Below are 24,671 nucleotides of genomic sequence, written 5' to 3' on the forward strand. Positions count from 1 at the left end.
CGCGATCCCCTCACTCCCCGTTATGCGCAGGCCCGTACGGGTACTCGGCGCGCATGGACCGCTTGGATCATCTTGAGCATCTGGACAAGCACCTGGTCGACGAACTGGCGCAGGTGGCGCGCGAGACCATACGGGACGAACTGCGCGAGCAGACCCGCAGGCAGCGCCGCCGTGCCACGCTGTACGCCGCGTCCGGCGCCGTCGCCCTGTACGCGGGCGCGGCCCTCGCGCTCGCCCTGGGACTCGGCCTCGCCGCCGGGCTGCCGAACTGGGCCGCCGCTCTGATCACCGCGGCGATCCTCGGCGCGCTCGCGTACGTGCTGCGCGGCGCCGCCCGCCCCTCGGTGTCCCGGCACCCGGGCGCACCGACCGAGGCCGCGCACGGCCGCATGGGCGCCGCGGCCCCGTCCGCCGCGCCGAGCGGGCAGGGCATGCCCTACCCGCCGATGCCGCCCGTACCGCCGGAGGCGGGCACCCCGGACCCGGCCGGCACGCGGAAGCCGCGCCCGGACGGCATCGACCCCGAGCAGCCGCGCCACCGGGCGTGAGGCGGCGCGCGCGGACCGTGGAACCAGGCCCTGCCGAACCATGGCAGGGCGTGGTCGTGACCGGGGCGAGCGGCGGCGTGGGCCGGGCCACGGCCCTGGCCTTCGCCGCGCGCGGTATCTGGGCTATGTGTTCGGCACCCGGGCCGCCCTGCGGCACATGCTGCCGCGCGACCGGGGCACGGTCGTGCAGGTCGGATCGGCGCTCGCCTACCGCGGGATTCCGCTGATGATGGTGCAACTGCCGGCCGCCAACACCCCGCAGTTCGACCCGGTGGTGAACCGGATGCCGGGCGCGCCCGGCCGGTGGCGCCGGTGTACCAGCCGGAGGTGGCCGCGCGGGCGATCGTGCACGCGGCCGGACACGGCCGGCACCGGGAGTACTGGGTCGGCGGTTCGACCGTGGCGACGCTGCTCGCCGACGCGGTCGTACCCAGGCTGCTGGACCCCCGTATCTGGCGCGGACCGGCTTCGCGTCCCAGCACGACGACGGCGAGCCGGCCGGACCCGGCAATCTGTGGACCCCGGCGGACGGGCCGCACGGCCGGGACTTCGGTGCGCACGGCCGGTTCGACGAGGAGTGCCATCAACTCGCCCCGCAGGAGTGGCTGTCCCGCAACCGTGGCCGGGTGACGGTACGTCGTCCCTAGCTGGCTAGCCGACCCGGTACTCCTGGACCTCCTCCGCCCGCAACGTCAGCCCGTGCCCCAGACCCTGCACCGGGGCGACCGTGCCGCCCGTGGGGTTCAGAGCGCCGTCGAAGAACATGTCCTCGACCCGGACGTGGTCGTGGAACCACTCGATGTGACGCAGGTTGGGGAGCGCGGCGGCCACGGCGGCGTGCGCGTGCGGTGCGCAGTGGGCCGAGACCTCCAGGCCGTGGGCCTGGGCGAGGGCGGCGGCGCGCAGGAACTCCGTGACGCCACCACAGCGGGTGGCGTCGATCTGGAGGCAGTCGACGGCGCCGGCCGTGATCATGCGGGCGAAGTACGGCAGGTCGTAGCCGTACTCGCCGGCCGTCACATCGCACGGCAGGGCGTCGCGGATCAGCCGCAGTCCGGCCAGGTCGTCCGAGGACACCGGTTCCTCGAACCAGCCGACGCCGTGCCCGGCGAGGGCGTGGCCGACCCGGATCGCCTGCTTGCGGGTGTAGGCGCCGTTGGCGTCCACGTACAACTCGGCCTCGGAGCCGATGACTTGGCGGGCTGCCCGGACCCGGGCCATGTCGCGCAGCACCGCGCCGCCCCGGTCCTGACCGATCTTGATCTTCACGCGCGGGATGTGCTGGCCGTGCACCCAGCCGTTCAGCTGCGCGGCCTGATGCTTGTCGTGGTACGTCGTGAAGCCGCCGCTGCCGTAGACGGGAACCCGTTCGCGGCAGGCGCCCAGCAGCCGGGCGAGGGGCAGTTCCAGCAGCCGGGCCTTGAGATCCCACAGGGCGATGTCCAGCGCGGAGATCGCGCACGCGGCGACGCCCGGCCGGCCGGCGTCGCGGACCGCGCGGACCATCGTCTCGTGCGCGGCCGGGATGTCCAGTGCGTCGCGGCCCTCCACCAGCGGCGCCAGATGATCGCGCAGGAAGTCGCCGACCGCCGCCGGGCCGTACGTCCACCCCGTGCCGGTCGCCTCGCCCGCCGTGACCTCGGCGATCACCACGGTCGTCGAGTTCCAGCTCAGGGTGCCGTCCGCCTCGGGGGCGTCGGTGGGCACCGTGTAGACGGAGACGACGGGCAGATGGAGCTTCATGACGCAAGCCCGCCCCTCGTCGCCGCCGCGGCGCGCCGGTCACCGGCGACACGAAGGGAGCAGCCGTGCTGGGGCATGGGGGACACCTCCGGAAGGGCCGCTTCGGCGGTGGCGGGTCGCCGTACCGGGTACCCGGAGGTCCGGACGGCAACCCGGGCCGGCCGGTTCGGCGTGCCGGAAAGCCGGTGGCGGGCCGCGGCCACGTTTGGGGGCCCTGACCAGGGGGACGCGGAAGGCTCCCGAGGTACGCGACAGCGTCGGAGGCCCAACGTGAGTCGACCCCGCATCGTGATCGTCGGCGCCGGATTCGCCGGATTCCGGGCGGCCCGCACCTTGTCCCGGCTCACCCGGCACAAGGCTGACATCACCCTGCTGAACCCGACCGACTACTTCCTGTATCTGCCCCTGCTGCCCCAGGTCGCCGCCGGCATCCTGGAACCCCGCCGGGTCACCGTCTCCCTCTCCGGCACCCTGCCGCACGTACGGCTGGTGCTGGGCGAGGCCGGCTCCATCGACCTCGACGGGCAGACCGTGCACTACACCGGCCCCGAGGGCGACACCGGCACCCTGCCCTACGACCGGCTGATCCTCGCCGCGGGCAGCGTCAACAAGCTGCTGCCCATCCCCGGCGTCGCCGAGCACGCGCACGGCTTCCGCAGCCTGCCCGAGGCGCTGTACCTACGGGACCACGTGACCCGGCAGATGGAGCTGGCCGCCGCGGCCGACGACCCCGAGACCTGCTCGGCGCGCTGCACGTTCGTCGTGGTCGGCGCCGGATACACCGGGACCGAGGTCGCCGCGCAGGGCAAGCTCTTCACCGACGCCCAGGTGCGCAAACACCCGCTGCGGTCGGGCCTGCGGCCCCGCTGGATGCTGCTCGACATCGCCGAGCGCGTCCTGCCCGAGCTGGACGAGAGGCTGTCGCGCACGGCCGACCGGGTGCTGCGGCAGCGGGGCGTCGACGTGCGGATGGGGACCTCCGTGAAGGAGGCCACGCACCGGGGCGTGCTGCTGACCGACGGCGAGTTCGTCGACACCCGCACGCTGGTGTGGTGTGTCGGCGTACGGCCCGATCCGCTCGCCGAGTCCCTGGAACTGCCGTTGGAGCGGGGGCGGCTGCTGGTCGACCCGTACCTTCAGGTGCCGGGCCGGCCGGGGCTGTTCGCCGCCGGGGACGCGGCCGCCGTGCCCGATCTGGAGAAGCCCGGCGAGTACACGCCGATGACGGCGCAGCACGCCTGGCGGCAGGGCAAGGCCGTGGCGCAGAACGTCGCCGCTTCCCTGGGCCTGGGGGAGCGGCGCGCCTACCGGCACCGCGACCTGGGCTTCGTCGTCGACCTGGGCGGCGTCAAGGCTGCCGCCAATCCGCTCGGCATCCCGCTGTCCGGCGTGGCGGCGGGCGCGGTCACCCGCGGCTACCACCTGGCCGCGATGCCCGGCAACCGCGTCCGAGTCGCCGCCGACTGGCTCCTGGACGCCGCGCTGCCACGCCAGGCCGTGCAACTGGGCCTCGTACGGTCGTGGTCGGTACCGCTCGACACGGCTTCGCCGGAACTCGTCCGGGCACCGGGTGCGCCGGATCCGCAGGACGGCGCGGCGGCCGCCGGGGAGTCCGACTCCGACAGGGATCACGCCAAGGGCCGGCCGGGTGGGGAGACCGCCAAGGACCAGCCCGGTGGAGAAACCGCCGACAGGAACCAGCCCGACCCGGTCCAGGACCCCGACGCCGCCAAGCACTCCGAACCTCCCGGCCCCGTGCTGCGCCCCCACACCCGGGCCGCCGCCGGGCCGCCCTCCGACGCCCCGGCGGTGCACAGGCCGCATCCGGACCAGTCCTCGGCACCCGAACCCGCCTCTCCCAAGCCCACGGAAGGAGACTCATGAACACCGACGAACTCACCGAGCTCGCCCAGCAGTTGCGGGTGGACAGTGTGCGGGCCGCCGCTGCCGCGGGGTCAGGGCATCCGACGTCGTCGATGTCCGCCGCCGATCTGATGGCCGTCCTCCTCGCGAACCACCTGCGCTACGACTTCGAGCGCCCCGCCCACCCGGGCAACGACCGGTTCGTGCTGTCCAAGGGACACGCCACGCCGCTGCTGTACTCCGCCTACAAGGCCGCCGGCGCCATCGAGGACGGCGAACTGCTCACCTTCCGCAAGCTCGGCAGCCGGCTCGAGGGGCACCCCACCCCGCGGCGGGTGCCGTGGGTGGAGACGGCGTCCGGCTCGCTCGGGCAGGGGCTGCCCATCGGGGTCGGGATCGCGCTGGCCGGGCAGCGGCTGGACCGGACCGGGTACCGGGTGTGGGTGCTGTGCGGCGACAGCGAGCTCGCCGAGGGTTCGGTGTGGGAGGCCGCCGAGCACGCGGCGTACGAGAACCTGGACAACCTCACCGCCATCGTCGACGTGAACCGGCTGGGCCAGCGCGGCCCGACCCGGCACGGGCACGACCTGGACGCCTACGCCCGCCGCTTCCAGGCGTTCGGCTGGCACACCGTCGAGGTCGACGGGCATGACGTCGACGCCGTCGACCGCGCCTACGGGGAGGCCCGGTCCACCACCGGGCAGCCCACCGTCATCCTCGCCCGCACCCTCAAGGGCAAGGGCGTCGCGAGCGTCCAGGACCGTGAGGGACTGCACGGCAAGCCGCTGCCCGACGCCGACGAGGCCGTCGCCGAACTCGGCGGCCCGCGCGACCTGCGCATCCAGGTCCACGAACCGCACGCGACCCGCATGCTGCACGCCGTGACCTCCGGCAACCTCGAACTGCCCCGCTGGGACAAGGGGGACGAGGCCGCCACCCGCGACGCCTACGGCAAGGCGCTCGCCGCCCTCGGCAGCGGGCGCGGGGACGTCGTCGCCCTGGACGGCGAGGTCAGCGACTCCACACGGGCGGAGTTCTTCGCCAAGGAACACCCCGAGCGGTTCTTCGAGTGCTACATCGCCGAGCAGCAGATGGTCGCCGCCGCGGTGGGGCTGGCCACCCGCGGCTGGGTGCCGTACGCCTCCACCTTCGCCGCCTTCCTGACCCGCGCCTACGACTTCGTGCGCATGGCCTCGGTCAGCGGGGTCGGCATCAATCTCGTCGGCTCGCACGCCGGCGTCGCCATCGGGCAGGACGGGCCGAGCCAGATGGGCCTGGAGGACCTGGCGATGATGCGGGCCGTGCACGGCTCGACCGTGCTGTACCCCTGCGACGCCAACCAGACCGCGAAGCTCGTCGCGGGGATGGCCGGCCTGGACGGCGTCCGCTATCTGCGCACCTCGCGCGGCGCAGGACCGGTGATCTACGGCCCCGACGAGGAGTTCCCGGTCGGCGGCAGCAAGGTGCTGCGCTCCAGCGAGCACGACCGGCTGACCGTCGTCGCGGCCGGCGTCACCGTGCACGAGGCGCTCGCCGCCGCCGACTCCCTGGAGCGCGAGGGCATCCGGATCCGGGTCATCGACCTGTACTCGGTCAAGCCCGTAGACCGGGACACCCTGCGCCGGGCCGCCGAGGAAACCGGCTGCCTGCTCACCGTGGAGGACCACCACGAGGAGGGCGGCATCGGCGACGCCGTGCTCGACGCGTTCGCAGACGGGCGCCCGGTGCCCCGTCTGGTGCGGCTCGCGGTGCGCATGATGCCGGGCTCGGCCTCCCCGGACGAGCAGCTGCACGCCGCGGGCATCGACGCCATGGGCATCGCCGCCGCCGGCAAGCTGCTGGTGGAGGAGGCGGTCGTACGGTGACCGACGGCGACGCCACGAAACAGGTGCGCGCGGGCCGCCGTACCGTCGAGGTCAAGCGGGTCGACAAGGTGCTCTTTCCGGGCGGCTCAGGCGCGAAGGAGTACACCAAAGGCGATCTCGTGGCGTACTACCGGTCCGTCGCCCCCTTCATGCTGCCGCATCTGCGCGGCCGCCCGCTGATGCTGGAGCGGCACCCCGACGGGATCGACGGGCCGCGGTTCATGCAGAAGAACACCCCCGAGCACTACCCGGACTGGATCACCCGCGTCGAGCTGCCCAAGGAGGACGGCACCGTCTGCCACACGGTCTGCGACGACATCGCGACCCTCGTGTACCTCACGGACCAGGCCAGCCTCACATTGCACCGCTGGCTCTCCCGCACCGGCAGCATCGACCGGCCCGACCGGCTGGTCTTCGACCTCGACCCGGCCGAGGACGACTTCGGGCAGGTCCGCGAGGCGGCCGTCCTGCTCGGCGAACTGCTCGACACCCTGAAGCTGCCGTCGGCGCTGATGACCACCGGCTCGCGCGGACTGCACGTCGTCGTACCGCTGAAGGCGCAGGACGACTTCGACGAGGTGCGCGCCTTCGCTCGGGGCGTCGCCGACACGCTCGCCGACGCCCACCCGGACCGGCTGACCACCGCCGCCCGCAAGAAGGACCGCGGCGACCGCCTCTACCTCGACGTGCAGCGCAACGCCTACGCCCAGACCGCGGTCGTGCCCTACACCGTGCGCGCCAAGCCCGGCGCCCCCGTGGCCACGCCGCTGACCTGGGACGGGCTGGACGCCCCGGACCTCGACGCCCGGCGCTGGACCATCGCCGACGCCGTGGACCAGGCACGCACCGACCCCTGGGCCGGGCTGATGGGCCGCGGCCGCACCCTGGGGCCGGCCCGGCGCAGGCTCGAAGCGCTGCGCGGCTGAGGAAAACGACGCACCGAGTGACCGAAGAAGCGGCCAGGGGTTTGATCGGCGCCTTGCAGGCCACTCGGCGTAGGAGGCGCCATGAATGATTCACAGAACACACCCAAGTCATCCAGACGGCAGACGGGCGGGAAGGGCGGAGGGCCGGCCGCGATGGAGGTACTGCGTCAGGCACGGAGCCAGCTGGCGGAGCTCACCGGTATGAACGCCGAGTCGGTGTCGTCCTTCGAACAGACGGAGGACGGCTGGAGCCTCGAGATCGAGGTCCTGGAACTGACCCGCGTTCCCGACACGATGAGCCTGCTGGCGAGCTACCAGGTCGAACTCGACCACGAGGGGCAGCTCACCGGCTACCGGCGCGTCCGCCGCTACGAGCGTGGACGGTCCGACGCACATCGGCCCGGCGGCCGCTAGGCCGCCCGCCCGCGCCCGCAAGACCAACCCCAGACAAGGAGGAACGGCAGGCATGACCGTTGTCCCGGCACAGCAGAGCGGCGGCGGAGGCGGCAGCAGCGGCCTCTACGACGTGCTCGAGCTGGTACTCGACAGGGGACTCGTCATCGACGCGTTCATACGAGTCTCCCTGGTCGGCATCGAGATCCTCAAGATCGACGTCCGCGTGGTCGTGGCCAGCGTCGACACCTATCTGCGCTTCGCCGAAGCGTGCAACCGGCTCGACCTGGAGGCCGGGCCGCGCAAGGACCCGGGCCTGCCCGACCTGGTCGGCGAGATCACCGAGTCCGGCGCCCGCGGCAAGTCCAAGGGGGCTCTGTCCGGCGCGGCCGAGACCATCTCCGACGCCTTCAAGCAGGCACGTGAGGAAGGCGAGGAGCGGCCCAGGCAGCGCACCCGCAAGTCCACGACCTCGCGCAGGAAGGAGGAGCAGGAGTGAGCACGTACGTGTACGGCATCACCGCGAGCTCGCACCCCGCGCTTCCACAGGACATGGGCGGCGTCGGCGACCCGGCGCGCCCCGTGCGCGTGCTCAAGGCCGGCGAACTGGCCGCTCTCGTCAGCGACGCTCCCGAGGGGCTGCGCCCCAAGCGCAGGGAACTGCTCGCCCACTCCAACGTGCTCGCCGAGGCGGGCGCGGCCGGCTGCGTGCTGCCCATGCGGTTCGGCAGCGTCGCCCCCGACGACGACACGGTCACCTCGGTCCTCGCCGAACGGGTCGACCACTACAAGGAACGACTGGCGGCCCTGGACGGCAAGATCGAGTACAACATCAAGGCGTCCCACGCCGAGGAGGCCGTGCTGCACCGCGTCATGGCGGGCAACTCGGAGATCCGGGCCATGACGGAGGCCAACCGGCAGGCCGGTGGCGGCACCTACGAGGATCGCCTCCACCTCGGCGAGATGGTGGTCGCGGCTGTCAAGGCGCAGGAGGTCGAGGACGCCGCCGATGTGCAGCACACCCTGGAACCGGCCGCGGCTGCCGTGAGCGTCGGCCCGGAGTCCAGCGGCTGGCTCGCCAATGTGTCCTTCCTGGTGGACCGCGACGGAGCCGAGGCGTTCCTCACCGCGGTCGAGCAGCTGCGCAAGGGCCACCCCCATCTCGAAGTGCGGGTCAACGGCCCGCTGCCGCCGTACAGCTTCGTCGAGCCCGGCCCGGCCGAGCCCGCCGGTACCACGAGCGGCGTGGAGAGCGCTGAGGAGTGAGGTCGTGGGACTGATCGGAGAGGTGTTCCTGCTGCCGTTCGCCCCGGTGCGCGGCAGCGGATGGGTGATCAAGCAGGTGGTCCAGGAAGCGGAGCGCATCTACTACGACCCGAGCGCCGTGCGCGCCGAACTGGCTCAGCTGGAGGAGCGGTTGAACGCCGGCGAGATCGACGAGGAGGAGTTCGACCGACAGGAGGACGAGCTTCTCGACCGACTTGAGACGGGCCTGCGCGCAGGGTACGGGAACAGTGACGGGACGGCATGATGAACCGAGTGGGACTGGGCCTCGCGGTAGGGGCCGGATACGTCCTAGGACGTACGAAGAAGATGAAACTGGCGTTCGCCCTCGGCACGTTGGTGGCGGGCAAGCGAATGAACCTGAGCCCACGGGCCGTCGCGGACCTGGTGTCCCAACAGCTCCAGAACAACCCGCAGTTCAAGGAGATAGGGGACCAGCTGCGCGAGGATCTGCGCGGCGTCGGCAAGGCGGCCTCGGGCGCGATGGTCGAGCGGCAGCTCGACGCGTTCTCCGACCGGCTGCACGGACGTACCGCTGAGGTGCGTGAGCAGCTGACCGGCGCGGTTCCCACGCCGGACCTGGGCTCGAAGAACGAGGAGGACGCCGAGGACGCGGAGGGCACGGAGGACACCGAGGACGAGGGCCGCGACGAGGCGTCCCGCAAGGCCCCGGCGAAGAAGGCCCCGGCCAAGAAGACCGCGAAGAAGGCGGCCAAGAAGGCCCCCGCGAAGAAGACGGCTCCCTCGAAGAAGGCGGCGGCCAAGCGGACCGGCGCCCCCAGGTCGGCGGCCAGGAAGACGGCCGCCGCACGCCGGACGAAGGGCGGTGACGAGTCATGACCGAGACACTCGGATCCGCGGGCTCCGCGGCCCGCGACACGGCCAAGCAACCGCTGTCCGGCCTCGCGGGCAGTGAGGCGGCCGACCGGTTCAAGGCCGAACTCCAGGAGTACCTCGCCGCGCAGGCGACGCGGCTGCTGACCGGCGCCGGACGCAAGCTCGGCGAGACCACGGTCAAGCTGAACGACATAGCCGAGGGCCGCAGCCCCGGTTTCGCCCAGCTCGCACTCGACGGCGGCCGCAAGCTCGCGGAGGGCAAGGGACCGCTGCGCAGCGCGCTGGAACTCGGCGCAACCCGCGCGAAGGACAACGTCGTGAACGCTTTCAAGAGTCTCGGTGGGGGCGGCAAGAGGAAGAAGGGCGGGGCGGGCAACAAGCCCACTGTGATCATCGAGCACATCGATGTCGGCGTGCCGCTGCGCACGGCGTACGACCAGTGGACCCAGTACCAGGACTTCAGCACCTTCGCCAAGGGCGTGAAGAGCGCGAACCGCGCCGACGACACGACCTCCGACTGGCAGATGAAGGTCTTCTGGTCCAACCGCAGCTGGAAGGCGCACACCACCGAGCAGGTGCCGGACGAGAAGATCTCCTGGACTTCGGAGGGTGGCAAGGGCACCACGAAGGGTGTCGTCTCCTTCCACGAGATCGGCGACAACCTCACCCGCGTCCTGCTGGTCATCGAGTACTACCCCAAGGGCCTGTTCGAGAAGACCGGCAACATCTGGCGCGCCCAGGGCCGCCGTGCCCGGCTCGACCTGAAGAACTACGTCCGCTTCATCACCCTCAAGGGAGAGGCCGAGGACGGCTGGCGCGGTGAGATCCGCGACGGCGAGGTCGTCCGCAGCCACGAGGACGCGGTCGCGGAGGAGGACGAGCAGGAGTACCAAGAGAACGAGGAAGAGAACGAGGACGAGAACGGGGCGGAGTCCGAGTACGCCGAGGACGAGGACGAGGAGCCCGAGGACGAAGAGCCGGAGGGCGAGTACGAGGACGAGGAGGCCGAAGAGGGCGAGGAGGAGCCCGAGGACGCCTACGAGGAGGAGCCCGAGTACGAGGATGAAGCCGAGTACGCGGGCGGTGGGAGTCGGCGATGACGATGTCGAGCAGGATGCCGGAGCCGTACGGCCAGGGGAGCAGTGCCAACCTGGCCGACATCCTGGAGCGGGTGCTGGACAAGGGCATCGTCATCGCGGGTGACATCCGGATCAACCTGCTCGACATCGAGCTCCTGACCATCAAGCTCCGCCTCATCGTCGCTTCCGTCGACAAGGCCAAGGAGATGGGCATCGACTGGTGGGAGGACGACCCGGCGTTGTCCTCCCGCGCCCGCCGCAACGAACTCGCCAAGGAGAACGCCGAGTTGCGCGAACGTCTGGCCCAGCTGGATCCCGCCGGCGAAGCCACCAGGAAGCCCATCAGGGAATCCGCCCGGGAACAGGAGGAGTCCCCATGACCGGACTGCGCTATGTCTACGCCGTGTGCCACCCCTTTCGCTCCGCCCTCCAGGCCCAGCTGGCGGGCGTCGCCGGCGCGCCGCCGAAGCAGCTGACGCACCGCGGACTGGTCGCCGTCGTCAGTACGGTGCCCGAGGCGGACTTCGCCGAGGCACCGCTGCGCGCCCATCTGGAGGACCTCGACTGGCTCACCGTGACCGCCCGCGCCCATCAGCAGGTCATCGACGCGCTCACGGCCGTCACCACTCCGCTGCCGCTGCGGCTCGCGACCGTCTTCCGGGACGACAGCGGCGTGCGGACCATGATGGAGGCCCGCGAGCAGGACTTCCGGCGCGTCCTTGACCGGCTGGAGGGGCGGGTGGAGTGGGGCGTCAAGGTCTACGTCGAGAGAGCGCCCACGGAAGCCCCTGAGCCCGCCGGGCCCGACCCGTCCGATCGCAGGGCGGAGTCGGGCCGTGACTATCTGCGCCGGCGACGTACGCAGACGCGTGCTCATGAGGACGTGTGGCAGCGGGCCACGCAATTCGCCGGCCGGCTGCACGAAACGCTTTCCGCGTTCGCCGAGGACCGTCGGGTGCACGCTCCGCAGAGCGCCGCGCTTTCCACCGCGTCCGGGCAGAACGTGCTCAATGCCGCCTATCTGGTACCGCGCGCGGATTCCGAGGAATTCGTGGAACTGGTGGACCGGGAAAAGGACGACGTGCCCGGAATCCGAGTCGAACTCACCGGCCCGTGGGCGGCCTATTCCTTCACGGGGGAGTTCGCGGAGGAGTCGGAGGTGGAGCGGTGACCGTGGTCGAACGCCGTGAGATCGCCCTGGTGGACCTGCTCGACCGGCTGCTCGCCGGCGGTGTGGTCGTCACGGGGGACATCACCCTGCGCATCGCCGACGTCGACCTCGTCCGCATCGACCTGAACGCGCTGATCAGCTCCGTCAACGAGCAGGTCCCGTCCCCCTGGGGGGAGTTGACGTGACATCGGACCCCGACCGCCCGGAACCGCGCCCCGAGCCGGACTCACCGGCCGACCCGGCACCGCATCGCGACCCGACGTCGCGTCGCAACCGGCTGGACCTCGACCCCGACACCGTGGAACGCGACCTCGTCAAACTCGTCCTGACCGTCGTGGAGTTGCTCCGCCAGCTCATGGAGCGCCAGGCGCTGCGCCGCTTCGACCAGGGTGATCTGAACGAGGAGCAGGAGGAGCGGATCGGGCTGACGCTGATGCTGCTCGACGACCGCATGACCGAACTCCGGGAGCGCTACGGACTGCGGCCCGAGGACCTGAATCTGGACCTCGGGCCGCTGGGGCCACTGCTTCCCCGGGACTGAATGGGGCTCGAACCCGGGGAGTGGAATCACATCACCATCGATACCAGCGGCCCCTGCCGCCCGCCGTGGTCGTGCCACGCATCACGAATCCCAGAAGCCATACGACGAGAACCGCGATCGCGATCCACCAGAGCGCCTTCAGCGCGAATCCGGCGCCGAAGAGAATCAAAGCCAGAAGCAGCACGAGCAGAATGGGAACCATAATTCAACCTCCTGCTCATAGAGTCTCCAGAAGTCCGCGATTCAGGCTTGCTTGCGGCACAGAATCTCTCCGTGCGGTACACGGAACCAGCCGTCGTCCCGACGCCCCCACTCCCGCCAGGCGGCCGAGACGGCCCGCAACTGCTCCGGCGTCGCGTGCCCGCCCCGCGTGGCGCGCTCCGCGTACGCCGACGCCAGGGTGCGATCCGCCCACAGTCCGCTCCACCAGGCCCGCTCCTCGGGCGTGGAGAAGGTCCAGGCGCTCGACGTCGCCGCGATGTCGGTGAGCCCCGCCCGCAGCGCCCACGACTTCAGCCGGCGCCCGGCGTCCGGCTCGCCGCCGTTGGCCCGGGCGACCCGGCGGTACAGGTCCAGCCAGTCGTCCATCCCCCGGGACGCCGGACGCCAGGTCATGCCCGCGTAGTCGGAGTCGCGGACCGCGATGAGGCCGCCCGGCCGGGTGACCCGCGTCATCTCGCGCAGCGCGGCCACCGGGTCGCCGACGTGCTGGAGCACCTGGTGGGCGTGGACCACACAGAAGGTGTCGTCCGGGAAGCCCAGGGCGTGCACGTCCGCCACCGCGAAGTCCACGTTGACCACCCCGCGCCCGGCGGCCGTGGACCGGGCCCGCTCCAGCACTTCGGGCGCCCGGTCCACGCCGGTCACATGGCCGTCGGGGACCAGGGCCGCCAGGTCGGCGGTGATCGTGCCCGGACCGCAGCCGACGTCCAGGATCCGCATGTGCGGCTTCAGCGAATCGAGCAGGTACGCCGCCGAGTTGGCGGCGGTGCGCCAGGTGTGCGAACGCAGCACGGACTCGTGGTGCCCGTGCGTGTAGACGGCACTCTCCTCGGCCTTCGACATGGCGGTGTCCCTCGTCTCGTCGGTACGCGACACCGTACGCCCGCATGCCGAATGGTGAGACCCGCGTTTTACTATCTGGACTGGTGGCCCGTCAGGAACCCCCACGCAGCGGCCGGTAGACGGTCAGCGCCTCGGGCAGCTTCTCCAGCGTCACATCGCCGCCCACCTCGGTGACCTCGCCGTCGTAGGCGAGCAGGGCGCCCGGAGTGACGCCGGACAGGTGCAGTCGGCCGACCTGGACCGCGGCGTGTGCGGGGGAGCGGGTCAGCGGGCCCGCGACGGCCGCGGCGAGCAGACGCAGCGCGGGCCGGCGGCCGCCGTGCACGACCCGTACGTCGAGCACACCGTCGGCGAGGTTCAGCCGACGGGCGGGGGCGAGACCCAGCCGGTGGTAGGTGCCGTTCCCGGCGAACAGCAGCCACAACGGGTGCGTACGGCCGGCGACTTCGGCGTGTAGCGGGTGCCGCTCACGGCGCAGGACGCGCAGTGCCGCGAGCACCCCGGCGGGCCAGGCGCCGACCTTCGACGAGAAGCGGTCGCGCTCACGGACCAGCTCCGGATACACGCCCAGGCTGCACGTGTTGAGGAACAGGCCCTGCTGTTCGCCGCAGCTGAACCGGCCCACGTCCACGCGCACCGCCTCGCCGCGCTGCACGGCCCGGCTCAGATCGCGCTCGTTCTCCACCCCCAGGTCGACGGCGAAGTGGTTCAGCGTGCCGCCGGGCAGCACCGCCAGCGGCAGATCGTGCCGCAGCGCGATCTCGGCGGCCGCGTTCACCGTGCCGTCGCCGCCGCACACCCCGAGCACCCGGGCGCGAGCCGCCGCCTTGCCCAACTCGGTGCGGACATCGGCCGGTTCGCACTCGACCAGCTCGGCGCGCGGGAGCAGGTCGAGCAGCGCGTGCACCCGCTCGGCGCTACCGGACCCCTTGTTGGCCACTATGACCAGCCCGTCCCCCTCCGTCAGCGCCGGCACATCCGGTCGCGGCCGGGCCGGCGGGACCTGTAGATCACGCGTGGGCACCAGACCCCGTACGGCGAACGCGGCACCCGCGCCCAGCGCCGCGCCCGCCAGCACGTCGCTCGGGAAGTGCACGCCGGTGTACACCCGCGACAGCGCCACCGACCAGGCGATGGGCGCCACCACCAGGCCCCAGCCGGGGGACTCCAGGGCGACACCGGTGGCGAACGCGGCCGCCGACGCCGCATGCCCCGACGGGAACGAGGTGGTGATCGGCTGCCGCTTCAGCTGCCGGACCAGCGGTACGGGGTCCAGCCCCGGGCGGGAGCGGCGCACCGACCGCTTGCCGACGGTGTTGATGGTCAGCGAGGCCAGGCTCAGCGAGGCGAGGCCCCGCACCGCGGCCCGCCGCGCCCGTGGCGTGCGGCTGACGGCGATGGCGGCGGCCGTGGCGAACCACAGCACACCGTGGTTGGCGCTCCGGCTCAGCCGGGGCAGGACCCGCTCGGCGTACGGCCAGTGCTGCTCGGCCGCGAACTCGAACAGCCGGGAGTCGAGGGCGAGGAACCGGTCGCGCAGGTTGTGCCGGCCGGGCTTGAGGACGGTGAGGTCGACGTCTGGGCTCATACAGGGCTGGGTACCCTGAAGTGGCCGATTGCTGTCCGGCAGGCGGTGAGTGACACACGGAGGAACCCCCAGCACATGCGTCTGCTCCTCATACGCCACGGCCAGACCCCCTCCAACGTGGACCATCTGCTGGACACGGCCGTCCCCGGCCCCGGCCTGACCGCGCTCGGCGAACAGCAGGCCGCCGCCCTGCCCGAGGCGCTGGCCGACGAGGACATCGAGGCGATCTACGTCTCCACCCTGACCCGCACCCAGCTCACCGCCGCCCCGCTGGCGGCCGCCCTGGGCCTGGAGGTGATCGTGCGGGACGGCATCCGCGAGCTGACCGCCGGCGATCTGGAGATGCTGCCCGGCGACTCCGAGCAGGGGCAGCTGTACATGAAGACGGTGTTCGCCTGGTCGGCCGGCGACACGGAGCTGCGCATGCCGGGCGGCGAGAACGGCACGGAGGCGCTGGCCCGCTTCGACGCCGTGGTGGCGGAGGCGGCGGAGCGTGGCGCCGGGACGGTGGCCCTGGTCAGCCATGGTGCCGCGATCCGTATGTGGACGGCGGCGCGGGCGGTGAACGTGGATGTGCCCTTCTCTGCGGCGCATCCGCTCGACAACACCGGTGTGGTGATCCTGGAGGGGTCGCCGTCCGCCGGCTGGAAGGCCCTGACCTGGGCGGGCGCCGTGGTGACGCCGGCCGGCGACGGTGGGCCCACCGGCTGGCCCGTCGATCCCGAGCAGCCGCGGGGCGCGTGACTTCCGGCGCGGGGGCCGCCTGCCTCCCCGCACCGGAATAACGGTTTGCCCGGCCGCCTCCGCCGCCCGCAGAATGCGGCCCCATGGGACATCTGGAAGCCGCGCACCTCGAGTACCACCTCCCCGACGGGAGGGCGTTGCTCGGCGACGTGTCCTTCCGGGTGGGGGAGGGCGCCGTCGTGGCGCTGGTGGGGCCCAACGGCGCCGGCAAGACGACCCTGCTGCGGCTGATCTCCGGGGAGCTGAAGCCGCACGGCGGCACGGTCACCGTCAGTGGCGGGCTCGGCGTGATGCGGCAGTTCGTGGGGTCCGTACGGGACGAGACGACCGTACGGGACCTGCTGGTCTCGGTCGCGCCGCCGAGGATCCGCGAGGCCGCGAAGGCGGTCGACACCGCCGAGCACGCGATCATGACGGTCGACGACGAGGCGGCCCAGCTGAAGTACGCGCAGGCGCTCGCCGACTGGGCCGAGGTGCGCGGCTACGAGGCCGAGACACTGTGGGACATGTGCACGACCGCCGCGCTCGGGGTGCCGTACGAGCGGGCGCAGTGGCGTCAGGTGCGCACCCTCTCGGGCGGTGAGCAGAAGCGGCTGGTGCTGGAGGCGCTGCTGCGCGGCACGGACCAGGTGCTGCTGCTCGACGAGCCGGACAACTACCTCGACGTGCCCGGCAAGCGCTGGCTGGAGGAGCGGCTGAAGGAGACCCGCAAGACGGTCCTCTTCGTCTCCCACGACCGGGAACTCCTCGCCCGCGCGGCCGAGAAGATCGTGTCCGTGGAGCCCTCGCCGGCCGGTGCGGACGCCTGGGTGCACGGCGGCGGCTTCGCCACCTACCACGAGGCCCGGCGCGCCCGCTTCGCCCGCTTCGAGGAACTGCGCAAACGCTGGGACGAGAAGCACGCCCAGCTGAAGAAGCTGGTGCTGGCACTCCGCCAGGCCGCCGAGAACAGCCCCGACATGGCATCCCGGTACCGCGCCGCCCAGACCCGGCTGCGCAAGTTCGAGGAGGCCGGTCCGCCGCCGGAGCCGCCGCGCGAGCAGGACATCAGGATGCGGCTGAAGGGCGGCCGCACCGGCGTACGGGCCATCACCTGCGAGGGGCTCGAACTGACCGGACTGATGCAGCCGTTCTCCCTGGAGGTCTTCTACGGCGAACGGGTCGCCGTCCTCGGCTCCAACGGCTCCGGCAAGTCGCACTTCCTGCGCCTGCTGGCCGGGGACGACGTGGCGCACACCGGGGCGTGGAAGCTGGGCGCGCGCGTCGTGCCCGGCCACTTCGCCCAGACGCACGCGCACCCCGAGCTGCTCGGCCGCACCCTGCTCGACATCCTGTGGAAGGAACACGCCCAGGACCGGGGCGCCGCCATGTCCCGGCTGCGGCGCTACGAACTGACCAACCAGGCCGAGCAGGCCTTCGACCGCCTCTCCGGCGGCCAGCAGGCCCGTTTCCAGATCCTCCTGCTGGAGCTGGAGGGCGTCACGGCCCTCCTCCTCGACGAGCCGACGGACAACCTCGACCTGGAGTCCGCCGAGGCGCTCCAGGAGGGCCTGGAGGCCTTCGAGGGCACGGTCCTCGCCGTCACCCACGACCGCTGGTTCGCGCGCTCCTTCGACCGCTACCTGGTGTTCGGCAGCGACGGCCGGGTGCGGGAGACGGCGGAGCCGGTGTGGGACGAGCGCCGGGTGGAGCGGGCGCGGTAGCGCGAAGCGGCGGCGCTCACGCCCAGCGCAACAGCGCCCCCAGGCCGCCCACCGGGGCGTCCTCGCGGACCGGCTCGGTGGCCGGTGTCACCGATACCGCCCCCGCGCCGGTGGCCACCGCGCAGCGCATCAGCGCGTCGTCGGCGCGGGCCGACCAGGAGTGCTGTTCGCCGAGGATCTTCAGGTCCGTACGGCGCACCGCGAGCTGGTCCGGGTCCTCGCCGATCCACACCTCACGGTGGGCGTCGGGCCCGTCCGGGCGGATCAGGAGTTCGTCGATACGGTGCTCACGCGCCGCCTCGATCAGCGCCGGCACACCTTCCACCGCCCCGGCGTGCCCCTCGCCGTCCGGTTCGCGGGCCGCCCGGAAGCGCTCCAGCTCCCGCGCCGCCCGCTGCCGTACATGGTTCTCACGGGCCGCTTCGACGTCCTCGTCGAGCAGCCTGCTGCCGGTGCCGTGCGGAGCCTCGACCACCAGGTCGCCCAGCCGTTGCGGCAGCCGTTCGCGCACCGCCCGGCGCTCCCGGTCGGCACCGACGAGGATCAGCAGGTCGGCGCGGGTCTCCTCCTGGCAGACGGCGAGTGCGTCGGCGATCTCGGCGGCGTTGTGCTCCCAGGTGTTCTCCACCTTCAGCTGGAAGTGCCGCTCGGACCAGTCCGCCGAACTCGTCCGGTGCACCGGATGCCGCCGCCCCGTCACCGCCCCGGCGTCCTGCCGGCCCAGCGCGGTGCGCAGCTCGAACGCGGCGCCCTTGCGGTCGACGTACGCCACCACGCACACCGGGTCCTCACCGGCCAGCTCCAGCAGCGGTGTGGTGTGCGGCAGCGGCGCCCAGTGGGCGGTGTCCCGCAGCGGGGCCCGGGCCAGCGGCGGATCGAGGACCACCTCACCCGCACGGGCGAAGATCGCGCGGCCGTGCGGCTCGGACGAGTGCTCCAGATCCTCCAGCGCACCGCGTACCGCCCGGCAGGTCGCGTCGTCGCAGCCCTGCTCGCCCAGCTCCTGGGACAGGGCCTGGGCCGTCAGGTGCCGCTCGTGCGGGGTGTCCGCCGTGTGCCGCGAGGTGTCGACGTACACGGAGGCCCAGGGCCCGAGGTGTTCGTACAGTGGATGCAGAAACGCGAGATCCATGGCTGTCTCCCGTACACCGATCGGGGGCTTGTGCTCCCCGGCGGGTACCCGGACCGCATGGTCGAACACGACGAGCGGGGCACCACCATGACCGGAGTCGACCCCAGCCGGCTGGACGACACACAGCTCATGAAGGAGCTGGAGACGATCCACCGGACGCGCCACGACACGCTGCTGTACGGCTCGAACGACGCGCTTCGGGCCCACAACGAACGGATGGCGCAGCTGGAGGGCGAGTACCTGCGCCGCAACCCGCGCCGCACCGTGGCCGCGGGCCGCACCCGCGAGGGCGCCCGCGACCGCACGGGCGCCGAGGGCTCGGCCGGCTGACCGGTCCCTCGGCGCCCGCGCGGTCCCTGATCAGGCCGCCTTCGCCGACTCCTTGGCGAACACGTCGAGGAACGTCTCGCAGAACGCCTTCAGGTCGTCCGGCTTACGGCTGGTGACCAGCTGGTTGGGGCCGTGGTCGCAGATCCGCACCTGCTCGTCGACCCAGGTGCCGCCGGCGTTGCGGATGTCGGTCTCCAGGCTGGGCCACGAGGTCAGCACCCGGCCGCGTACGACGTCCGCCTCCACCAGCGTCCACGCGGCATGGCAGATCGACGCCACGGGACGGCCCTGGTCGAAGAAGTCCCGTACGAAGGCGACGGCCTTGCGGTTCGTGCGCAGATAGTCGGGGTTGGCGACCCCGCCCGGCAGGACCAGCCCGCCGAAGGAGTCGGCCGACGTCTCGCCCACGACCTCCTGCACCGGGAACTTCTCCGCCTTGTCCAGATGGTTGAACGCCTGGATCGTGCCCGGCTTCGTCGACACGAGCACCGGCTCGTGACCGGCGTCCACCGCCGCCTGCCAGGGTTCGGTCAGCTCGACCTGCTCGACGCCCTCGGGCGCGGTCAGGAAAGCGATACGCATGATGTCCTTCCGTCCTTCCGTGGTCCGGCGCGCGGGCCACGTGCTCGGTTCGGGTCGTGCGGGTCCCGGACCCGCGCGCCTCACCCGTCCGGGGCTGCGCGGCTGATCTCGGCCAGCGCCGAGTCGGGATCCCGCGTCTCGGCCAGGTCGCCGAGGCTGACCACGCCGACCGGCAGGCCGTCCTCGACGACCGGCAGCCGCCGTACGGCGTGCTCGCGCATCAGCGAGACCGCGACGGAGACCCGCTCGCCCGGGCCGATCAGCACCGGGTTCCGGGTGCACACCGCCCCGGCGCTCACCGTCAGCGGATCGGCGCCGTCCGCGACGGCCCGCACCGCGATGTCACGATCGGTGAGCACACCCAGGACGTCCTGTCCGTCGGCCACCACGACATCGCCGATGTCCTGCGCCCGCATCAGCTGCGCCGCCTCGACGAGCGAGGCGTCCGGGCGGACGGCGACCACTCCCGGGGTCATGACGTCCTTCACGAATTCGGCCATACGACGGCCCTTCCCGCGTCGACTCGGTCGCACCGGTGCCGGTACGACCGTCAGGTGTTCCCCCGCCGGGCCGGTTGCCCGCTCCCGGTCAGGGCCTCGGCCAGCTCCTGGACGTTGGCGTAGCGCGCCGAGCGCGGCAGCCGTTCCACCGACTCGGCGAGCGCGTCGGGCGCGTAGCCACGGCGCAGCTCTCCCGCCAGGTCCCGGGGGCTCGCCGGGAAGGCACCACGGCCCAGCACCCGTGCCAGCTCCAGCCGGACCGTCGCCAGGGACGCCGTCGACGACCCAGGCGCCACCGGACCACCGGCGACCTGCGGATCGTCCTCGGCGGACGGCTCCGGATCGTGCCACTCCTCGGTCCGGGTGGGACGCCCGGACCGCAGCAGTCCTTGGAGCTCGTGCTTCATCTCGTCGTCGCGGTGGACGCTCAGCCGGTCACTGCCTCGCTGCATGACTCCCTCCAGATCTTCGGGACTGCGCACCGCGTACCCGATGGCAGGGGGCCGACACCGGGTTTGCACCCCCGATGCGGGGAGACCCGGAGGGACACCCCCCGCGAAGGTTCTGGGGAAGGACCGGGCCATGGCACTGCTCACTGTGCTTCTTCCGCTCGTGATGCTCGGCGTCGTGCTGGCGCTGGGACGGTACGAGGATCTGCTGCTGCCGGGGGAACGCGAGGAGGGCCACCCGCAAGGGACGGCCCTGTCCGCTTCCGCCGCTAGTCCCGCTTCTTCTCCCGCCCCGGCAGGAACTCCTGCATCTTCGCCTTGAACCCCTGCCTGACCATCGATCCCCGGTCCGCGTCGCCCTTCAGGATCGACGTGGCCGTCGCCTCCATCTGCTCCCAGGTGGCGTGCGGGGGGATCGGCGGTACGGCCGGGTCGGTGAGGAACTCGATCACCGCGGGGCCCGCCGCCTCCAGGCCCGCCCGCCAGCCCGCCTCGACGTCCTCGGGCTTCTCCACCCGGATGCCGGTCAGACCGAGGGAGCGCGCGAAGGCCGCGTAGGCGACGTCGGGGAGTTCCTGGGAGGGCAGGAACGAGGGGGCGCCCTCCATGGCACGCATCTCCCAGGTGACCTGGTTGAGGTCACGGTTGTTGAACACGGCCACCACCAGCCGCGGGTCCTCCCACAGGTCCTGGTACTTCGCGGCCGTGATCAGCTCCGCCAGCCCGTTCATCTGCATCGCCCCGTCCCCGACCAGCGCGATCGCCGGGCGGTTCGGGTGGGCGAACTTCGCGCCGATCGCGTACGGCACTCCGCAGCCCATCGTCGCCAGGGTCCCGGAGAGCGAGCCGCGCATGCCGGGGCGCATCGTCAGATGGCGGGCGTACCAGTTGGCCGCCGAACCGGAGTCGGAGGACACGATCGCGTTGTCCGGCAGGAGGGCGTCCAGGGCACGGGTGACGTGCTCCGGGTTGACGGGGTCGGCCGACAGCCCGGCGCGTCGCTCCATGACCTCGCGCCAGCGGGTCACGTTGTCGCACACCGTGTCGTACCACTCGCGGCCCCGCTCCTCGGACCTGATCAGCGGGATCAGCCGCTCCAGGGTGGCCTTCGCGTCGCCGATCAGATTGACCTCGTACGGGTAGCGCATCCCGACCATGTGCGGATCGATGTCGATCTGCACGCCCCGCGCCTTGCCGAAGTCCGGCAGGAACTGGGTGTAGGGGAACGAGGAGCCGATGGTCAGCAAGGTGTCGCAGTCCCGCATGAGTTCGTACGACGGGCGGGTGCCCAGCAGGCCGATCGAGCCGGTGACGTACGGCAGTTCGTCGCTCAGCACGTCCTTGCCGAGCAGCGCCTTGGCCACCCCGGCGCCCAGCAGTTCGGCGATCCGCTCCACCTCGGCGCGGGCTCCGGACGCGCCCTGGCCGACCAGGATCGCCACCTTGTCACCGGTGTTGAGGACCTCCGCGGCCCGTCGCACCGAGTCGTCCGAGGGGACGGCCGTCCAGGAACTGCGGTCCAGGCTGGACGGGACCATCTTGAATTCGTGCGTGGGCGGCGAGTAGTCGAGTTCCTGCACATCGCCCGGGATGATGATCGCCGTGGGGGCGCGCCGCGCGTACGCGGTGCGGATCGCCCGGTCCAGGACGTTCGGCAACTGCTCGGGAACCGTCACCGTCTCCACGAAGTCCGAGGCGACGTCCTTGAACAGGGTGTGCAGGTCCACCTCCTGCTGATACGAGCCGCCCATCGCGGTGCGGTGCGTCTGGCCGACGATCGCGAGGACCGGGACGTGGTCGAGCTTGGCGTCGTACAGCCCGTTGAGCAGGTGGATCGCGCCGGGACCCGAGGTCGCCGCGCACACTCCGAGACGGCCGCTGAACTTGGCGTAGCCGACCGCCTGGAACGCGGACATCTCCTCGTGCCGGGACTGGATGAAACGCGGCTCGTTCTCGGCCCGGCCCCACGCCGCGAGGAGGCCGTTGATGCCGTCACCCGGATAGCCGAAGACATGCTCCACACCCCACTCGCGCAGACGATGCAGGACGTGATCGGCGACCTTCGTGCTCATGCGGGACCTCCTGGGCTCCGAGGGGACTGCGCGGCGCGGCTACGAGTGACCCCGCGCGGGCACGGAAAACCTGCGCCCGGGTTTGAGGAGCGGGAGTGCGGGCAGGCGCACCATCAGTGCTTCGGACAGGAGGCACGTCCGTGGGAGTGGTGTCTTCCCATCCACGGGTGTGTCCGCCTCCGGTGCGCGCCCGCACTCCCTCGGTGACCTACCAAACCTGAGCACGATCAAGGGAGTTGCGACGCACCATGCCCACTCAAGTGAGCGCGAAGCACCACCCGCACGACGACGCCCCCGACACCGCCGCGGACTTCCGCACGCTCGCCACGCTGCCCGACGGGCCGCAGCGCGAGACACTCCGCGCCCGCATCATCGAGGCCTGGCTGCCCATGGCCGACCGGCTCGCGGGGCGTTTCCGCAGCCGCGGCGAGAGCTTCGAGGACCTGCGGCAGGTCGCCGCCCTCGGACTGGTCAAGGCCGTCGACCGCTACGACCCCGAGCGCGGCAACGCCTTCGAGAGCTACGCCGTGCCCACCATCACCGGCGAGATCAAGCGGCACTTCCGCGACCACATGTGGACGCTGCACGTGCCGCGCCGGGTACAGGACCTGCGCAACCGCGTACGGTTCGCCGTCCACGACCTCCAGACCGTCTCCGGCCGCCGGCCGACCGAAGCCGAGATCGCCGAGCACGCCGACATGAGCGAGGCCGATGTCCGCGCCGGCCTGGAGGCGTTGGAGAGCTTCACCGCCCTGTCGCTCGACGCGGAGCTGCCCGGAAGCGACGACGGCTACTCGCTGAGCGACGCGCTCGGATCCGCCGACCCCGCACTGGACACGGTCGTGGACCGTGAGGCGGTCAGGACCAGGCTCGCCGCGCTGCCCGAGCGGGAGCGGGCGATCCTGTACATGCGGTTCTTCGGGGACATGACGCAGAGCCGGATCGCCGAGCAGTTGGGGATCTCGCAGATGCACGTGTCCCGTCTCATCAGCAGGTGCTGCCATCGGGTCCGGGAGCAAGTGCTGAGTGACGTGGTCTGAGGCTCTGGCGGCCCCCGGCGAGGCGTACCGCCAGGGGGTCGTACCGCCAGGGGGTCGTACCGCCTAGGGAGTCGTACCGCTCGTCAGCGAGATGTGGCGGGACATCGTGTCCAGGGCTTTGGCCTCCGCCATGGAGAACGCGGGGCGGGGTCCGCATCTGAAGAGGCTCAGGACACCGCGCACCGCGCCGTCGGTCGTCAGGGGCACGCACAGCAACGAGGTGACGTCCGCCTGGACGAGGACGGGGGCGCCCTGAGCGTCCCGGCCGAATGCGTCCGGGTCCTCGGGGCGCACCTGGAGCGACGCGGAGCCGGTGCGCGCCGTCTCCATGACCAGGGGGCAGTCGGCCGGATCCTGCGCCGCCAGCGCGGACGCCTCCCGGTCCGACGGGGCCAGCACCGCCGTACGGGACATCCCGTCGGCGACCGTGTCGACGACCACCCAGTCGGCGAAGCGGCCGTGGAGCACCCGGGCCGCCCGTCGCAGGACCGTCTCGCGGTCGCCGCGCGGTGCGGTCAGCAGCGTCGTGGTCATCTCGTCCAACAGGTCCAGCAGCGCGGCGTGCCGGGTCGTCTCCGCGAGGTCGGGGACCCGCGCGGCGGGCGCCGGCGCGCCGGGTGCCGTGAGCCCGCCGGGCTGGAGCACCACCAGCACCGTGGTGTGCGGCTCCCCGCTCGGACGTACGGCGGTCAGGGTCGCGTGGACCGGGGACGACGGATGCTGCTGGAGACGCACGGTCAGGCTGCGGTCACCGTCCCCCCGGGCCACGGCGGCGGCCTGCGAGCGGAACGCCGCCCGGTCGGCGTGCGCGAGGAGAGCGGTCAGCGGGCGGCCGGTCGCATACCCGGCGCGGACACCGGTGAAGATGGTCGCCGCGAAGTTCAGCCGACGCACCACCGCTTCCCGGTCCACCAGCGCCACCGGCAGCGGAAAACGCTGGAAGACCGCGCGCAGCAGATGCTGTTCCTGACGCTCGGCGGAGGCACCGCGGCCCTGCCCGGTCGAGGACAGCCGCTCGTACCAGGGCCACAACTGGCCCGCGACATGGTCGAGTTCGAAGATGGCCGCGTCCAGGACCGTCGGAAGGTCCCCGTCGGACACGGTTCGCGCCGCCTTGAGTTCCGCGACGCGGCGCACGAAGTCCGCGATCTCTTCACCGAACCCGTCCGTCTTCTCCATGGGGATGAACCTAGCTGGCGGCGTTGTGCTCCGGGGA

At 72.0% G+C, this 24,671-nt stretch carries 28 protein-coding genes and 1 pseudogene; 19 read left to right on the plus strand and 10 right to left on the minus strand.

Features of this window, described 5'->3' with window-relative positions:
- Window positions 1–53: 53 nt before the first annotated feature.
- On the plus strand, window positions 54–548 hold the full coding sequence (locus tag ACIQWG_RS30300; protein WP_404101428.1) for a phage holin family protein: 495 nt from the start codon (window positions 54–56) through the stop codon (window positions 546–548).
- A gap of 115 nt (window positions 549–663) precedes the next feature.
- Window positions 664–1,195 (plus strand): annotated as a pseudogene (locus ACIQWG_RS30305) (short-chain dehydrogenase); the annotation flags it as partial.
- 4 nt (window positions 1,196–1,199) lie between these two features.
- On the opposite strand, the gene ACIQWG_RS30310 reads toward ACIQWG_RS30305, so the two are convergent.
- A complete protein-coding gene (locus tag ACIQWG_RS30310; RefSeq protein ID WP_404101430.1) occupies window positions 1,200–2,291 on the minus strand; it encodes an enolase C-terminal domain-like protein in 1,092 nt (363 codons plus the stop codon).
- 270 nt (window positions 2,292–2,561) lie between these two features.
- Here ACIQWG_RS30310 and ACIQWG_RS30315 point away from each other — a divergent pair, with 270 nt between their 5' ends.
- From ACIQWG_RS30315 to ACIQWG_RS30375, 13 genes are all read left to right on the plus strand, one after another.
- Complete coding sequence (locus tag ACIQWG_RS30315; RefSeq protein ID WP_404101432.1) at window positions 2,562–4,175, plus strand: FAD-dependent oxidoreductase; 1,614 nt, start codon at window positions 2,562–2,564, stop codon at window positions 4,173–4,175.
- On the plus strand, window positions 4,172–6,019 hold the full coding sequence (locus ACIQWG_RS30320; protein ID WP_404101434.1) for a transketolase: 1,848 nt from the start codon (window positions 4,172–4,174) through the stop codon (window positions 6,017–6,019). The genes ACIQWG_RS30315 and ACIQWG_RS30320 overlap by 4 nt, the downstream gene beginning before the upstream one ends.
- Entirely contained in the window at window positions 6,016–6,945 is a 930-nt protein-coding gene (gene ligD, locus ACIQWG_RS30325) for a non-homologous end-joining DNA ligase (protein ID WP_404101436.1), read from the plus strand. The genes ACIQWG_RS30320 and ligD overlap by 4 nt, the downstream gene beginning before the upstream one ends.
- Before the next feature lie 81 nt (window positions 6,946–7,026).
- A complete protein-coding gene (locus ACIQWG_RS30330) occupies window positions 7,027–7,359 on the plus strand; it encodes a gas vesicle protein (RefSeq protein WP_404101438.1) in 333 nt (110 codons plus the stop codon).
- A 52-nt stretch (window positions 7,360–7,411) separates the two neighbouring features.
- Window positions 7,412–7,837, plus strand: coding sequence for a gas vesicle structural protein GvpA (locus tag ACIQWG_RS30335; protein ID WP_404101440.1), 426 nt, complete (start codon window positions 7,412–7,414; stop codon window positions 7,835–7,837).
- Entirely contained in the window at window positions 7,834–8,604 is a 771-nt protein-coding gene (locus tag ACIQWG_RS30340) for a GvpL/GvpF family gas vesicle protein (RefSeq protein WP_404101442.1), read from the plus strand. The genes ACIQWG_RS30335 and ACIQWG_RS30340 overlap by 4 nt, the downstream gene beginning before the upstream one ends.
- A 4-nt stretch (window positions 8,605–8,608) precedes the next feature.
- Window positions 8,609–8,869 (plus strand): gas vesicle protein GvpG, encoded by a 261-nt coding sequence (locus ACIQWG_RS30345; RefSeq protein ID WP_404101444.1) that lies wholly within the window; start codon window positions 8,609–8,611, stop codon window positions 8,867–8,869.
- Window positions 8,869–9,462 (plus strand): DNA primase, encoded by a 594-nt coding sequence (locus ACIQWG_RS30350; protein ID WP_404101830.1) that lies wholly within the window; start codon window positions 8,869–8,871, stop codon window positions 9,460–9,462. The genes ACIQWG_RS30345 and ACIQWG_RS30350 overlap by 1 nt, the downstream gene beginning before the upstream one ends.
- Entirely contained in the window at window positions 9,459–10,559 is a 1,101-nt protein-coding gene (locus tag ACIQWG_RS30355) for an SRPBCC family protein (protein ID WP_404101446.1), read from the plus strand. The genes ACIQWG_RS30350 and ACIQWG_RS30355 overlap by 4 nt, the downstream gene beginning before the upstream one ends.
- Window positions 10,556–10,918, plus strand: coding sequence for a gas vesicle protein (locus ACIQWG_RS30360; protein WP_404101448.1), 363 nt, complete (start codon window positions 10,556–10,558; stop codon window positions 10,916–10,918). Before ACIQWG_RS30355 ends, ACIQWG_RS30360 begins: the two co-directional genes overlap by 4 nt.
- Window positions 10,915–11,709: a GvpL/GvpF family gas vesicle protein gene (locus ACIQWG_RS30365; protein ID WP_404101450.1), complete on the plus strand. Its 795-nt coding sequence runs from the start codon at window positions 10,915–10,917 to the stop codon at window positions 11,707–11,709. Before ACIQWG_RS30360 ends, ACIQWG_RS30365 begins: the two co-directional genes overlap by 4 nt.
- Window positions 11,706–11,894, plus strand: a complete 189-nt coding sequence (locus ACIQWG_RS30370) for a gas vesicle protein (protein WP_031475810.1) — start codon at window positions 11,706–11,708, stop codon at window positions 11,892–11,894. The genes ACIQWG_RS30365 and ACIQWG_RS30370 overlap by 4 nt, the downstream gene beginning before the upstream one ends.
- A 92-nt stretch (window positions 11,895–11,986) precedes the next feature.
- Window positions 11,987–12,250 (plus strand): gas vesicle protein K, encoded by a 264-nt coding sequence (locus ACIQWG_RS30375; protein WP_404101832.1) that lies wholly within the window; start codon window positions 11,987–11,989, stop codon window positions 12,248–12,250.
- A gap of 31 nt (window positions 12,251–12,281) precedes the next feature.
- Here the strand turns inward: ACIQWG_RS30375 and ACIQWG_RS30380 are convergent, their stop codons facing one another.
- The 3 genes from ACIQWG_RS30380 to ACIQWG_RS30390 all read right to left on the minus strand — a co-directional run bounded on the left by ACIQWG_RS30380 (window position 12,282) and on the right by ACIQWG_RS30390 (window position 14,903).
- Window positions 12,282–12,452: a hypothetical protein gene (locus ACIQWG_RS30380; RefSeq protein WP_062702272.1), complete on the minus strand. Its 171-nt coding sequence runs from the start codon at window positions 12,450–12,452 to the stop codon at window positions 12,282–12,284.
- A 41-nt stretch (window positions 12,453–12,493) separates the two neighbouring features.
- Window positions 12,494–13,315, minus strand: coding sequence for a class I SAM-dependent methyltransferase (locus tag ACIQWG_RS30385; protein ID WP_404101453.1), 822 nt, complete (start codon window positions 13,313–13,315; stop codon window positions 12,494–12,496).
- A gap of 91 nt (window positions 13,316–13,406) precedes the next feature.
- Window positions 13,407–14,903, minus strand: a complete 1,497-nt coding sequence (locus ACIQWG_RS30390; protein ID WP_404101455.1) for a bifunctional phosphatase PAP2/diacylglycerol kinase family protein — start codon at window positions 14,901–14,903, stop codon at window positions 13,407–13,409.
- Window positions 14,904–14,978: 75 nt separating this feature from the next.
- On the opposite strand from ACIQWG_RS30390, the gene ACIQWG_RS30395 reads away from it, so the two are divergent.
- Window positions 14,979–15,647 (plus strand): histidine phosphatase family protein, encoded by a 669-nt coding sequence (locus ACIQWG_RS30395; protein WP_404101457.1) that lies wholly within the window; start codon window positions 14,979–14,981, stop codon window positions 15,645–15,647.
- A gap of 83 nt (window positions 15,648–15,730) precedes the next feature.
- Entirely contained in the window at window positions 15,731–17,350 is a 1,620-nt protein-coding gene (locus tag ACIQWG_RS30400) for an ABC-F family ATP-binding cassette domain-containing protein (RefSeq protein ID WP_404101459.1), read from the plus strand.
- Window positions 17,351–17,366: 16 nt separating this feature from the next.
- Here the strand turns inward: ACIQWG_RS30400 and ACIQWG_RS30405 are convergent, their stop codons facing one another.
- Complete coding sequence (locus tag ACIQWG_RS30405; protein ID WP_404101461.1) at window positions 17,367–18,482, minus strand: Vms1/Ankzf1 family peptidyl-tRNA hydrolase; 1,116 nt, start codon at window positions 18,480–18,482, stop codon at window positions 17,367–17,369.
- 57 nt (window positions 18,483–18,539) lie between these two features.
- Between ACIQWG_RS30405 and ACIQWG_RS30410 the strand changes: the two genes are divergently transcribed.
- A complete protein-coding gene (locus ACIQWG_RS30410) occupies window positions 18,540–18,812 on the plus strand; it encodes a DUF6158 family protein (RefSeq protein ID WP_404101463.1) in 273 nt (90 codons plus the stop codon).
- 30 nt (window positions 18,813–18,842) lie between these two features.
- Here ACIQWG_RS30410 and ACIQWG_RS30415 read toward each other — a convergent pair whose 3' ends face one another.
- From ACIQWG_RS30415 to ACIQWG_RS30430, 4 genes are all read right to left on the minus strand, one after another.
- Window positions 18,843–19,394, minus strand: coding sequence for a type 1 glutamine amidotransferase domain-containing protein (locus ACIQWG_RS30415; RefSeq protein WP_404101465.1), 552 nt, complete (start codon window positions 19,392–19,394; stop codon window positions 18,843–18,845).
- Window positions 19,395–19,474: 80 nt separating this feature from the next.
- Complete coding sequence (locus ACIQWG_RS30420; protein WP_404101467.1) at window positions 19,475–19,894, minus strand: CBS domain-containing protein; 420 nt, start codon at window positions 19,892–19,894, stop codon at window positions 19,475–19,477.
- A gap of 50 nt (window positions 19,895–19,944) precedes the next feature.
- Window positions 19,945–20,346 (minus strand): DUF2795 domain-containing protein, encoded by a 402-nt coding sequence (locus tag ACIQWG_RS30425; RefSeq protein WP_404101469.1) that lies wholly within the window; start codon window positions 20,344–20,346, stop codon window positions 19,945–19,947.
- Window positions 20,347–20,612: 266 nt separating this feature from the next.
- A complete protein-coding gene (locus ACIQWG_RS30430) occupies window positions 20,613–22,415 on the minus strand; it encodes a thiamine pyrophosphate-requiring protein (protein WP_404101471.1) in 1,803 nt (600 codons plus the stop codon).
- 248 nt (window positions 22,416–22,663) lie between these two features.
- Here ACIQWG_RS30430 and ACIQWG_RS30435 point away from each other — a divergent pair, with 248 nt between their 5' ends.
- Entirely contained in the window at window positions 22,664–23,455 is a 792-nt protein-coding gene (locus ACIQWG_RS30435; RefSeq protein ID WP_404101473.1) for an RNA polymerase sigma factor SigF, read from the plus strand.
- A 63-nt stretch (window positions 23,456–23,518) separates the two neighbouring features.
- On the opposite strand, the gene ACIQWG_RS30440 is transcribed toward ACIQWG_RS30435, so the two are convergent.
- The gene (locus tag ACIQWG_RS30440; protein ID WP_404101475.1) at window positions 23,519–24,634 is read right to left on the minus strand and encodes a GAF domain-containing protein; all 1,116 of its coding nucleotides are present in this window, start codon (window positions 24,632–24,634) and stop codon (window positions 23,519–23,521) included.
- Between the last annotated feature and the right edge of the window lie 37 nt (window positions 24,635–24,671).

Origin of the sequence: Streptomyces sp. NPDC098781 (assembly GCF_044759995.1) — a bacterium.
Taxonomy (GTDB): Bacteria; Actinomycetota; Actinomycetes; order Streptomycetales; family Streptomycetaceae; genus Streptomyces.